Below are 13,039 nucleotides of genomic sequence, written 5' to 3' on the forward strand. Positions count from 1 at the left end.
TAATGTGTGAAAACGCAGTCAACGCCCGCGTCCCCGTGGCGGTCCCCGGCGCCCGCGGCTCCTCCCAGCTCCTGAAGAAGGTAGCGGGGACGGTAGCCGCCACTGCAGCCTTGGGGGCCGCCACGGCGGCGTATGGGCACTTTATTGAGCTGAACAATTTTCAGCTCCGCACCGAGTCCCTGCCGGTGCTGCCCGCCGGGAGCCCCGACTTTAGGATTCTGCATATTTCCGATATGCACATGATTCCGGGCCAGCAGAAGAAGATTAACTTCATGCACTCGCTCGCTGCCTTAGAGCCGGATTTGGTGATGAACACGGGCGATAACCTCTCCCACGTGGACGGTATGGGCCCGCTGCTGGAGGCACTCGACCCGCTCATGGACTTCCCCGGCGTGTTTGTTCCCGGCTCGAATTGCTATTTCGCGCCGGTTTTCAAGAACCCGGCACGTTACCTCTGGCAGCCGCGCACCCCGCAGATGATTGAGGAAGGCTCGCGTGTAGCCCTGCCCATTGAGCGGATGCACGACGCCTTCGAGTCGCGCGGCTGGACGGGCCTGATTAACCGCTACGACACGCTGAACCTCAAGGGTCTGCGCCTGGAGTTCTCGGGTGTGGATGACCCGCACCTGCGTTACGATGAGCACCCCGGATTCGCTCCCGGCGCCTTCGATGAGGGGGACGAGCCGAGCATCCGTATCGGTGTGGCGCACGCCCCTTATATGCGTACCCTGCACCGCTTCGTGCAGGACGGTGCGCAGGCTATTTTTGTCGGCCACACACACGGCGGTCAGGTCTGCCTACCCGGCGGTCATGCCCTGGTCAGCAACTGCGATTTGCCGCCTTCGCGTGCGAAGGGTGTCAGTGAGCAGTCCGGTATTCCGGTTCAGGTTTCTGCAGGTTTGGGCACCTCTCGTTTTGCGCCGGTCCGTCTGTTCTGCCCGCCGGAGGCAATCCTGGTGACCCTCACGGCTCGCGATCAGGGTGAAGCCGACGCTTCAGAAAGTGGCCACCGCTAATGTCTGAGGATTCTACAGCACGCACGGCTAAGCGCCGCCGTAACCCTTTCCTGGAGACGGCGAGCGAACCGACCCCTGACCCGATCAACTACGCGCGCGGTCAGCGTGCCCCGCGGACCCTCGCCGCATATGCGCGTCCGATTCGTGTGCGCTGGGGCGTGGGTCTACTCCTGGCGTTCGGTGCCGGTGCCCTTGAGATTTCCATCCCGCAGGTACTGCAGATTATTGTGGATCATCTCTCGCAGAGCACCACCGAGAGCGCCATCTGGATTGCCGGCAGTCTGGTGCTTCTGCTGGGTATTGCGCACGCCTCCTTCATGTATTGGAGGCGCTGGCTGATTGTGGACCCGACCTCCACGATTGAGCTGTCCATGCGCATGAACTTCTTTGATCGCCTGCTCAGTGCCCCGCTTTCTCTGCTGAATCGTTGGCCCTCCGGTCAGTTACTGACCCGTTCCATGAGCGATTTGAGTACGATTCGCCGTTGGTTGTCTTTCGGTATTGTGCAACTGCTGACTGTTGCGGTGATGTTCCTGGTCGGTGGCTTCTTCATGCTGCGTTCTTCGCCGTCGCTGGCGCTGGTGTTCGTGGTGAGCGTGCCGATTCTGGTGCTGTCGCTGGTGAACTTCACCCGCAAGTACTACCGCGCTTCACATGAGATTCAGCAGATAACGGGCGACCTCTCCACCCGTATTGAGGAGTCGGTGCGCGGCATCCGCGTGATTAAGGCGCTGGGCCGCTCCCCCGAGCAGATTCAGGAATATTCCGAGTCGGTGGACGCTCTGCAGGTGCGCGAGTACGGCAGGTCGATGCTGGTGGCTCGTGTTGCCCTGTACCAGGGCCTGATTGTGGGTGTCTCTACGGCGGTGGCGCTGGCTGTGGGCGCTTCGCAGGTTGCGGCGGGCACCTTGAGCCTGGGCGCGATGACCGCCTACTTTGCGGTGCAGACGACCGTGCTCAGCCACGTGACGCGCTCGACCGCGCTGATGTCTGCCTATTTAAGCTATAAGGTGGCGTTGGAACGCCACAACGAGGTTATGGGCGAGCCCGGCTTTGAGGCAGTACCGTTGCTTCGTGGCTCCGCGGCTGTGTCTGGGCCCGAGCATCCGCAGGGTGCTTCTGATTCGTCAACAGTAGCTGGAGTGTCTGCCGAGGGCGGCTCCGGGAAGGAAACTATGCAGTACCCCAGCGGTGGCGCAGTATCTGTCACTTTCGATCACGTTCAGTTCAGCTACGATGCTGCCAAGGCGCCAGCTGAGGCTACCACTGAGGCAAAATCTGAAGCTACTTCTGAGACGAAGGCACCCGCAGTTTCCGTGCTGAAGGACGTAAACTTCAAGGTCTTCCCGGGTGAGATTCTGGCGCTGGTTGGTGCAACCGGTAGCGGCAAGTCGACCGTGCTGTCGCTGGTTCCGCGTTTCTACGAGCCGGCCTCCGGTTCCCTGCGTTTTGGCACCCGAGACACCGCCGACATGTCTATTGAGGAGGTGCGCGCCCAGACCGCGTTCGTCTTTGAGGAGGCGGTGCTCTTCTCCGGCACGGTTCGCGAGAACGTGCTGATGGGCGTTGCCGAGCAGTACGTGCACGGCACCGTGGATGAGGACTACCCCGCCGCAGAAGAGCTGGAGGCAACCCTCCAGACCGCGCTGCAGCTGGCTGCGTGCGATTTCGTGGCGGAGCTTCCGCAGGGTCTGGATACCGTCATTGGTGAGGAGGGTCTGAGCCTTTCGGGTGGTCAGCGTCAGCGTCTGTCATTGGCGCGCGCTTTGGCGAAGCGCCCCTCCGTGCTGCTGCTGGATGACCCGTTCTCGGCGTTGGATGTGAACACCGAGGAGAGTATTATTACCGGCCTGCGCGAGGGTCTGGAGGGACTGGGCGGCGCTACTACCCTGTTGACGGCGCACCGCCCCTCTACCGTCGCGTTGGCGGACCGTGTGCTGCTGATGGTTAATGGTTCTGTGGTCGCTGAGGGCACTCACGCTGAGCTGATGGACTCTTCGGAGCAGTACCGGCAGCTGATGACGATGGAGGAGGAGGGCTAATGGCCCATCATCGTCCGGCGGAGCCGCGGGAGCAGATGAGCCCGCAGGAGCGCGCGGAGACCCGTGAACGCTCGATGGCGCTGCTACGCCAGATGCTGCACCCGCATCGTGGGGCGTTAGCTCTGTCGATTATTTCGGTGCTTTTGGTCTCGGGTTCCTCGGCGATTGCACCGATTCTGATTGCCCGCGTTTTGGATAGTTCCATTGAACCGCTCAAGCAGGGGGACACCTCTCCCCTGCTGACCCTGCTGGCGTTCTTTGTGGCGGCTACCGCGGTGACCGCGATTTTTTCGTGGGTCAACGTGGCGTACACGGTACGTGTGTCGCTGGGCGTGGTGGTGTACCTGCGTAAGCGGGTGTTCTGTCACGCGCAGTCGCTGAGCGTGTCGTTCCATGAGCGGTACACCTCGGGCAAGGTCATTTCGCGTTTGACCAGCGATATTGATACGGTCCGCAGCTTCTTGGACAGCGGCATCAGCCAGTTGGCGATTACCTTGCTTTCCATGGTGATTTCTGCGGTCGCTATTTTCCTTCTGGATTGGCGTATTGGTCTGTTCATGCTGGTCATGGGCGTGCCGATTTATTTCTTGACGCGCTGGTTCCAGCAGGCTGCGGTGCCGGTTTTCCGTACGATGCGTACCGAGTCTGCGCATTTGACGAGCCGTTTTGTGGAGACTTTTACGGGTATCCGTGCGGTGAAGGCGTTTGGTGCGGAGGCGCAGATGCGTTATGAGTACGCTCAGGCGTCGGAGCGTTACCGCCTTGCGGTGATGGATTCAATTAAGATTTTTGGCATTTACTCGCCTGTGCTGATGCTTTTGGGCAATGTGTTTATTGCCGGTGCACTGGTGTTGGGTGGTTATGCGGTGCTGGGCGGCACCATGCAGATTGGTACCCTGCTGGCGCTGGTGATTTACGCGAACCGCGTGTTTGAGCCGGTGATGCAGCTTTCTGAGTTCTACAACTTGTTCCAGTCGGCGATGTCTGCGCTGGAGAAGCTGTCGTCGTTCTTGGCTGAGGAGCCGGAAGTTGCTGAGCCGGAGCATCCGTATGAGCACGCTGTAGAGTCTGCCTCTGAGTCTAGCGCTACTGAGGGCGCGTCCGGCGCGGTTCACGGTGCCCTGGTGGAGCTGGATTCGGCGGTCTTTGGATACACGTCGGATCGTCACGCGTTGAAGGAGACAACCCTGCGCATTGAGCCGGGTACGACCGTGGCGCTGGTGGGTGCTACGGGTGCCGGTAAGTCGACGATCGCTAAGCTCGTGGCTCGTTTCTACGATGTTTCAGCCGGTCAGGTGCGTATTGACGGCGTGGATGTTCGCCGGCTGGCGGATGCGCAGCTGCGCCGTGAGGTGCTCATGCTGACCCAGGAGGTGTTCCTGTTCTCCACATCGATTCTGGAGAATATCCGCATGGGTAACCCGCAGGCCTCCGATGAGCAGGTGAAGGCTGCCGCGAAGGCGGTGGGCGCTGATGCGTTCATTAAGCGTCTGCGTGAGGGCTACCAATCACAGCTGGGTCGCGGCGGTATTACACTGTCGGCGGGTCAGCGTCAGCTGGTGTCCTTTGCTCGCGTGTTCTTGGCGAATCCGCGGGTACTGATTCTGGATGAGGCGACAGCTTCGCTGGATATTCCGAGTGAGCGTGCGGTACAGGCGACGCTGCGAACCGTGTTGGCGGGGCGTACGGCGCTGGTGATTGCGCATCGCCTCTCGACGGTTCTGGGTGCTAATCGTGTGCTGGTGATTCATGAGGGCTCCGTGGTGGAGGATGGCTCCCCGCAGCAGCTGATGGCCTCCGGTGGTCGTTTTACGGCGATGTACGCCTCCTGGGATGAGCTGAATCAGGTTCAGGAGGCTGAAGCCTAGAAACTTTATTTGCCTCTCCCTGACCGGTGCTGTGCCGCTGTGTTGCGTTCTGATTTTTTTTGGGTTATCCTGGGTGAGTTGCCTGCAGTATTCGCTGATAGGTCAACATCGGGATGTGGCGCAGCTTGGTAGCGCGCGTCGTTCGGGACGACGAGGTCGCAGGTTCAAATCCTGTCATCCCGACTGCTAGCCCCGGTCCACTGGACCGGGGCTTTGTCGTACCCGTAGTATTTCTGTTGCAGATTCCTAGGCAAACTCTGGCGCAGATTCTGTTGCAGATCTTGAGTATATAGAAGCGACCCCCGACCCGCGCAGGAACGCAGGGAGGGGTCGCTTTCGTATCGAGTTCAGATTGGGCTAGCCGCGCCCGGAGATGAGGGCAAGAATCGCCTCCAAGGGGCCGCGTCCGGCTATGGAGCGCGCCATACGCGACCAGAGGGCGCAGAAGCCCAGGGCGATTGCGGCGCCGAGCAGCAGGAAGGCGTTCCAGTACACGGCGGTGCCCCAGCCTCCGGTGGCGATGTAGTGCTCGCCCGCGGTGAGAGCTTTGACGGTGGGGCCGGCGTAAATAATGATTCCGCTCAGCACGATGGAGGCACTCAGCGACATCTGGCCCAGGCGTGCGATGGGGGTGAGCATTCCCGCCTGCACGGAGAGCAGGCGCGCGCATTCAGCCCAGAAGTATAGGGTTGCCGCCAGGTTCAGGGTCAGCAGCACCTGCGGGCTGTTGATGAAGCCCAGCTCGGTGTAGGGGTTGAAGGTGCGGTAGACGGCGAGCACCAGCACAGCGAGTACTACGGGGATTGCGAGCTTTGCCTGCAGGTTATCGTAGAGGCGCACGAGCACGATTCCCAGGCACATGACCCAGATGAGCTGCGCGCTCTGCGCGTGGTTGACGCCGTGGTTTGCGAGGAACGGCAGCTGCCCGGCGGTCCACTGATCGGCTTGGGCTGCTACGTCCATGAGGAGGGTGTAGGTCCAGGTGATGAAGGGACTGGTGACCACCGCCAGCACGGCGACTGCCCACAGGGGCAGGTACACGATGAATAGGGTTAGCAGGGTGAGCAGCGCCAGGTGCACGAGCATGTCGAAGGGCAGGGAGTATGCGAAGCCCTGCGCCTGTACGGTCACGCCGGCTTGAGGCAGGTAGGTGATACCCTGCATGAGTGCCACGCCCAGCAGAAGCAGCGCCAGGAATCGCACTATGGTTCCGGCGAAGAGTTGCGGGAAGTTCGCGGTGCGGGCGTAACGCCAGGCGGCTGCGCCCAGGATTGCGGCGAAGAGCGGCTCTGCCGGTACGAGGGTCTGCGGGATCCAGAACTTCCAGGACACCGGGATCAGTTGCAGCCAGTATCCGAAGGGGATGAGCAGGCTGAGCACGGCGAAGGCGCGGGCGAAGTCGAGCCCGAGGTCGCGTCGGGTACCTCCGAGGGGGGCGACGCGTGCCCCGCTGCTGACGGTGGGGATCGGTTGAGTGCACCCTGCTGCCATGTCCTCGCTCCTTGTAGTGCCGTATTTGAGAGTCTGTGTGCCCGCGCCAGGGGCATGTTCCTTGCCAGGGTATCTGCCGCATCCGGTGGTGTGTGTCGGATGCGCTGGCATAGGTGTTAAGTGTAACGGTGGAAGCTGTGTCTGCTCGGGTGGCGGCGCAGAGGTTTTGCTCTCATACCGTTTCTCTGTCGGCTGCGGGCTGAAGCTTCTTGCCCTGTTGGTGAGTGTTGTTGTGTGGGGTTGGGTGTGTACCATTGGTACGTTCTTAAAGGTGGGGTCATCCGGCGGGCGCTTTGCCCCGGTTACTTTCCTGTACGTGCCCCATCCTGTGCATACACCACGTTGAGGTTTTATGTTTTCGACTTTTTCCCCGCTTTTCGTGACGGATTTGGGGGCTTCTGATGCTCTTCTTGCTTCGGGTACGACTCTGCCGGAAGGGTCGAGCCATGATAGCGGCCAGTTTGTATCCATTTTCTGGATTACGTTGGTTGCGTTGCTGTCGCCGATTCTTTCGCGGCTGACGGGTAAGAAGATCCCTGATGTGGTTTTCCTGCTCATTTTTGGTCTGCTTATTGGCCCGAATATGCTCAACCTTGCCAGCAGTGAGGGCGGTATCCCGCTGCTGAAGGAGCTGGGCTTGGGTATGCTCTTTTTGATTGCGGGCTTTGAGATTAACGTGTCGTCGTTGCGTAGCCGTCAGGGTTATAGCGCTATTGCCACGTGGGTGGTGTGCTTTGCTTTGGGTATGACGGGTGCGGCGGTTATTACGTCGTTCTCACATGAGCTGAATACGTATATTGCGGTGGGCGTGGCGTTGAGTTCCACGGCGTTGGGCACGCTGTTGCCAATGTTGAAGTCTCACGGTGCTGCCGGTACGCCGGTGGGTAATGCGGTGCTGGTGCACGGTGCTGTGGGTGAGCTTCTGCCGATTTTCGCTATTTCGTTGTTGCTGTCTTCTCGTTCGCCGGGCATGGCGTTTGTGGTGTTGCTGGCGTTTATGGTGGTTGCGGTGATTGTGGCGTTGATTCCGCACCGTCTGTTTGCGCATGTGCCGGGTCTGCGTCAGATTATGGCTGCGGAGGCGAATACGACCGGTCAGACGGTTCTGCGTCTTGCGATGTTCCTGCTGGCGACCTTGATCATGTGCACTGCCCTCTTTGATTTGGATGCGGTGCTCGGCGCCTTTGCGGCGGGCCTGATTTTGCGTACTCTGACCCCTCCGGCGGCTTTGCATATGATGACTCGCCGCCTTGAGGTGGTTGGTTTTACGTTCATGATTCCGTTATTCTTTGTGGTCAGCGGTATGGGCATTGATGTTTCTGCTGTGGTGGCTAAGCCTTTGGGGCTGCTTGCCGTAGTGGTGGGTATTCTGCTGTGCCGCGGCGTTCCGGTTCTTTTGGCGGAGCATTTCTTCGATACCCGTTCGGGGTTGACTACTCACTCACAGAAGGCGCAGTTGGCGTTGTATTCGGCTGCGGGTCTGCCGATTATTGTCGCGGTGACGGAGGTTGCAACCAGTTCGGGTCTTGTGGAGGAGTCCACGGCGTCACTGCTGGTTGCCGGCGGCGCGCTGACGGTTTTGCTGTTCCCGCTGTGGGCATTGGGTATTTGTCAGGCGTTTAGTTCTGGCCAGCCGATTCAGCAGGAGCCGAGCCGTAAGGAGCAGATGAATGCGTTGAAGGCTCAGCGTAATGCTCAGACGAAGCTTGCCACGGGCATGATTCCGGTGGTTCGTTTGAAATCGCAGCCTGGCTCCGAGATCCAGCCCGAATCTGAATCCCCGGCTGATGATTAGCCCGGCTCTGCCGAGGCTACGGGCGCTTCCGCTGGTTCTAGCGTTGCGTCTCGAGCAGCCTCTCGGGCTGGGGCAAAGAATCGTAAGGGTTCTGCGGAAAATACGGGTTCTGTAGAGATCTAGCAGCAGCTACGGTACGGTTGCGTTCGGCGTTTCAAGGGCGGGTTACGAACCGGTTTGAGTGAGAATCTCGCTTACAGTCGCCGTAACCTTATGCAGGATTAATTTTCCAAAACCACACAATACCAGGGAGTTAAAGCCCTGCAAACCAACATTTATCCCACATATAGGATTAAAACCCACCGCCTCCTCTCTTGAGGCTGCGGTATGTTTTTGCACCCGAATGACCCTATAAACCCCGGGAAGATAAGAATTTTCCTTAAATTCGGATTTTTTATGCAAATATTACAGAACATGACGTGTCTTAGCTTTCTCGACTGACACTTTGTCATATAAAATTGAAAGCGGACAGGGAATTTCCCTAAAACACACATAAACCAACATACATACACAGAGTCGCTTCCGCCCCAGCGGGAGCTGGAGCACCTCCCCTCTCACACACGGGAGGCGCCCCTTTCGGGAGTATCCGCGACGATACCCCCGGCGGCTCTCAACCACGGAGGAGGATTATATGGGTCAGAAAGGTAATTATTTCTAACCTCGCATCTCAAGGCCTCGCACTGAATCCTAAAGATTGTCTGCACACACAGTCATTTCGCAAGGAAATATCATGCACCAACTACTCCTCACCGCGAGCACTGGTGGCGTAGAGCTGGACTTCCCGGCTTGGCTCCGAATTACGCACTTCATCAACTTCATTATGATGGGCTTCCTGATTCGTTCAGGTTGGGAAGTCCTCGCCTCTCACCCCCGCCTGTACTGGAACAACCACTGTACCCCAGGTTCCGAGTGGCTCAAGTTCACCAAGGACAAGGTCTCTACCACCCCCGGTGAATTTACGGCGCGCGATGACCAGCGCACCCTGTCTCCCCTGATTTCTCTGCCCGGTAATGCCCAGATTGGTCTGGGTCGCGCATGGCACGCTCTGGTCACCGTCATCTGGATTGCTAACGGTCTGATTTATGTCTCCCTGCTATTCCTGACCGGTCAGTGGCGCCGCATCGTCCCGACCAGCTGGGACATCATCCCGCAGGCGTGGGAATCCATCCAGATTTACGCTGGCTTCCAGATTCCCTCGATTGAGCACTTCCAGCCGTACGACGCTCTGCAGCAGATTATGTACTTCACCGTGGTGTTCATCGTGGCACCGCTGATGATTGCAACCGGCCCGATTATGAGCCCGGCATTCTGCGGCCGCTTCCCCGGCTACGTGCGCCTCTTCCGTAACCGCCAGACCGCGCGTTCCATCCACTTCCTGGGCATGGCGTTCTACTGTGTCTTCACCGTCATTCACGTGGCGCTGGTGTTCGTGGTTCACCCCCAGTACAACATTGCCCACATGATGCTGAACAAGCCGTATAACGAGGTGGACGCAGCACAGTTCGCTCAGGCAGTCACCATGCTCATTGGCGGCATTGTCTTCGCTGTGGCGCTGTGGCTCTTCGCTTCGTACTGGTCCCTGCGCGACCTGCGATTCACTCAGACCTTCATTTGGGGTCTGACCCAGCCGATTCGTAACGTCCTGCTGGACCGTATCACCTCCCGTCAGGTGCAGAAGAAGACCTTCACCGATGCCGATATTTCGCCCTTCCACTGGGTCAACACTCGCCCGCCGACCGAGCGTGAAAGCACCGAGTGGAACCGCCTGAAGGAGCACGAGTTCGTTGACTACCGCCTGGAGCTGGGCGGTCTGGTGAAGGAATCCAAGTCCCTGAGTATTGACGAGCTCAAGCAGCTGGGCAAGGAAGTCAACATCACCATGCACACCTGCATGCAGGGCTGGACCGGCATCGCCAAGTGGGAGGGCGTGCGCCTGCGCGACGTTCTCGCACTGGTCGAGAAGACCGACGAGGCTCGCTACGTTATGGTGACCTCCTTCGGCCACGTGGGCCACACCTACGACGGCCGCCCGACCGAACCCTACTACGAGTGCCTGGACATCTCCATGGCGATGGAAGATGAGACCATCCTGGCGTGGGGCATGAACGACAAGCCTCTACCCGATGTGTACGGCGGCCCGCTCCGTCTGCGTGCGGACTCCATGCACGGCTACAAGATGGTCAAGTGGGTTCAGAAGATCGAGTGGATCAAGGATTACCACGATGTTGGCGATGGCCAAGGTGGTAGCCGCGAGGACTCCGGTCTGCAGCACTTCGACGCACGCGCCTAAGCACCCGCACGGAGGCACCACTGCGGCATCACTGTGGTAGAGCCTTCAGCGGCTCCGCTAGGGTAGCGCGTCGATAGAACAAGCGCATAAAGCACCGAACGGTGGCGGGAAACATGAGCCCGCCACCGTTCGCTTATCTTCTCCACCGCTCTTACAGATCTGAAAAGTTTAGAAGCCAAGGGCATAAAGAAACCGCCCGGGAGCCATAGCTCTCGGGCGGTTTCTTTAGAGGTTTGCCTTCTGGCGCTTTACCTTAGGCGTCGTAGATGATGACGTCCAGGGTACGGGGGCCGTGCACGCCCTCCACGCGGATCAGCTCAATATCACTGGTTGCCGACGGACCAGAAATCATGGTCACGGGGCGGGTATAGGTGATACGCTCAATCGATTCGGGAACCAGCTCCACCACGGTGGAACGGGGCACCACGCAGATGTGGTGGTCGGGCACCAGGCTGATGGCGCGGCGACCCTCATCGGGATTGGTGTTCAAGAAGATCGTGCCGGTCTCTGCGCAGGAGACGGTCGAACCGGTCACCACAGCGTCAACTGCGTCCAGTTCTTCCAGGCTCAGGCAGCCGGGCTTGAGGGTGCTACCGGAGTCGGTGACGCGCTTGCGGTCAGCGGTGTCAGCCGGCAGCCACTCCATGTTCAGGCCCTCGGGAACCACGTAAGTGGACTTTTCACCCAGGCGCTCTGCGATGACCTCGGAGATGTTCTCCTTGTTCGCGTGGAACACGTTTGCCTTGTAGTCAATGAGGCGGTCGACGAGCATCTCAATGGTCTGCTCTTCGTTCAGCTCGCTGACGCGGCGGTAGTTACGTACGGGCTCGGGGGCGACGGGTGCGTCAGCCAGGGACGAGCGGATACGTGCGAGGATATCTTCCTTAGCAGAGGACATTAGTTGTTCTCCTTAGCTTCACGGGCTTCCTGAGCAGCCTTAGCGTTTGCAGCCGCTTCAGCTGCCTTACCCTTGTTAGCCTCGATGAGGGCCTGAATGTCAACGCGCTCAGCGTTATCGCGTGCCGGAGCCTGATCCTTCTCCTTCTTCCACCAGTTACGGAAGGATTCCTTGGGGGGCTCGGGGATGTCACGGTAAGCGGTCCAGCCGCCGACGATACCGGGAACAGCGGTGATCCTGTGCTTGCGGCCAGTAATAAGGCGGGACATGGGCAGACCACGCTCTGCAATGGACATCATCTTGCCGGAGGTGAAGAGCTTCTTCGCGCCTAGCATCATGCCGTCCATCTGCGAGAAGGGAGCCTTCTTGTTGCCCTCGAACTCGCGGACAGCGTGCTTGGACTCGACATCCTTAGCGCGCAGGTGCACGAGGACCTCGGGGAAGTTAATCTTCACGGGGCAGACCTCGTAGCATGCGCCACAGAGGGAGGATGCGTACGGCAGGGAGTTGTTCTCTGCAGCCTCGATACCGGAGAGCTGCGGGGACAGAATCGCACCGATGGGGCCCGGGTAAGTGGAGCCGTAGGCGTGACCGCCTGCGCGCTCGTACACGGGGCACACGTTCATGCAAGCGGAGCAACGGATACAACGCAGTGCCTGGCGACCCAGCTCATCAGCCAGAACGGCGGTACGGCCGTTGTCGATGAGGATGACGTGCAGATTCTGCGGGCCGTCACCGGGGGTTACACCGGTCCACATGGAGGTGTAGGGGTTCATGCGCTCACCGGTAGAGGAGCGGGGCAGCAGCTGCAGGAATGCCTCGTAGTCCTGGAAGGTGGGCAGAATCTTCTCAATACCCATGAAGGTAATGAGGGTGTCGGGCAGGGTCAGGCACATACGGCCGTTACCTTCGGACTCCACGATGGTCAGGGTACCGGTCTCTGCGATACCAAAGTTGGTACCGGAAACTGCAACCTTGGTGCTCAGGAATTTCTGGCGCAGGCGGTTACGGGATGCCTCTGCCAGTTCTGCCGGCTCATCGGTGATGTCCGGGTTAATCCCCTCAATTTCACGCAGGAAGATGTCGCGGATTTCGCGGCGGTTGCGGTGAATTGCGGGCACCAGAATGTGGGAGGGGCGGTCGTGGCCGAGCTGGACGATTTCTTCCGCGAGGTCGGTCTCGATAGCGTTGATGCCGTTTTCTTCGAGGAATTCGTTCAGGCCGGTCTCTGCGGTTGCCATGGACTTAATCTTGATGATTTCGTCCACGCCCTGCTCACGGATCAGGTCCAGAGCAATCTGGTTTGCCTCGGTGGCGTTGCGTGCCCAGTGCACGTGGCCGCCTGCGGCGGTGAAGTTACGCTCGAACTGTTCGAGCAGCTCGGGCAGGTTCGCCAGAACGTAGTTCTTGACGGACTCACCGGTGTTACGCAGTTCCTGCCAGTCGGGCAGTTCGCTGGTGACGTTGGCGCGCTTGTTACGGATCGCGTGGGTCACGAAGCGCAGGTTGGCGCGCAGCTGCTCGTTCTTGAGCTCTTCCTTCGCGTACTTGGGGAAGGGGGTTTCTTCGAAAATATTGCCCTCGCCGTAGTGAACGACCTTGGGCATACCAAGCTGAATAGCAGTCATGAGGTCTTATC

General features: G+C 59.4%; 8 protein-coding genes and 1 tRNA gene. 6 read left to right on the forward strand and 3 right to left on the reverse strand.

Annotation, left to right across the window (positions count from 1 at the left end):
• Positions 1-2: 2 nt before the first annotated feature.
• The 4 genes from NML54_RS03260 (at position 3) to NML54_RS03275 (ending at position 5,109) form a co-directional block, all read left to right on the forward strand.
• On the forward strand, positions 3-1,016 hold the full coding sequence (locus NML54_RS03260; RefSeq protein ID WP_254755888.1) for a metallophosphoesterase: 1,014 nt from the start codon (positions 3-5) through the stop codon (positions 1,014-1,016).
• Complete coding sequence (locus NML54_RS03265) at positions 1,016-3,058, forward strand: ABC transporter ATP-binding protein (protein WP_254755889.1); 2,043 nt, start codon at positions 1,016-1,018, stop codon at positions 3,056-3,058. The genes NML54_RS03260 and NML54_RS03265 overlap by 1 nt, the downstream gene beginning before the upstream one ends.
• Positions 3,058-4,926, forward strand: a complete 1,869-nt coding sequence (locus NML54_RS03270) for an ABC transporter ATP-binding protein (protein ID WP_254755890.1) — start codon at positions 3,058-3,060, stop codon at positions 4,924-4,926. Before NML54_RS03265 ends, NML54_RS03270 begins: the two co-directional genes overlap by 1 nt.
• A gap of 109 nt (positions 4,927-5,035) precedes the next feature.
• Positions 5,036-5,109, forward strand: a tRNA-Pro gene (locus NML54_RS03275).
• A gap of 174 nt (positions 5,110-5,283) precedes the next feature.
• Here NML54_RS03275 and NML54_RS03280 read toward each other — a convergent pair.
• Positions 5,284-6,417, reverse strand: coding sequence for a hypothetical protein (locus NML54_RS03280; RefSeq protein ID WP_254755891.1), 1,134 nt, complete (start codon positions 6,415-6,417; stop codon positions 5,284-5,286).
• A 352-nt stretch (positions 6,418-6,769) separates the two neighbouring features.
• Between NML54_RS03280 and NML54_RS03285 the strand changes: the two genes are divergently transcribed.
• Positions 6,770-8,212, forward strand: coding sequence for a cation:proton antiporter (locus NML54_RS03285; RefSeq protein ID WP_254755892.1), 1,443 nt, complete (start codon positions 6,770-6,772; stop codon positions 8,210-8,212).
• Between the two features lie 730 nt (positions 8,213-8,942).
• On the forward strand, positions 8,943-10,502 hold the full coding sequence (locus NML54_RS03290; RefSeq protein WP_254755893.1) for a molybdopterin-dependent oxidoreductase: 1,560 nt from the start codon (positions 8,943-8,945) through the stop codon (positions 10,500-10,502).
• Between the two features lie 253 nt (positions 10,503-10,755).
• Here NML54_RS03290 and NML54_RS03295 read toward each other — a convergent pair whose 3' ends face one another.
• Positions 10,756-11,400, reverse strand: coding sequence for a LutC/YkgG family protein (locus NML54_RS03295; RefSeq protein ID WP_254755894.1), 645 nt, complete (start codon positions 11,398-11,400; stop codon positions 10,756-10,758).
• Positions 11,400-13,028, reverse strand: coding sequence for a LutB/LldF family L-lactate oxidation iron-sulfur protein (locus NML54_RS03300; protein WP_254755895.1), 1,629 nt, complete (start codon positions 13,026-13,028; stop codon positions 11,400-11,402). Before NML54_RS03300 ends, NML54_RS03295 begins: the two co-directional genes overlap by 1 nt.
• Positions 13,029-13,039 lie beyond the last annotated feature (11 nt).

The organism is Rothia gullae (assembly GCF_024294905.1).
Lineage (GTDB): Bacteria > Actinomycetota > Actinomycetes > Actinomycetales > Micrococcaceae > Rothia.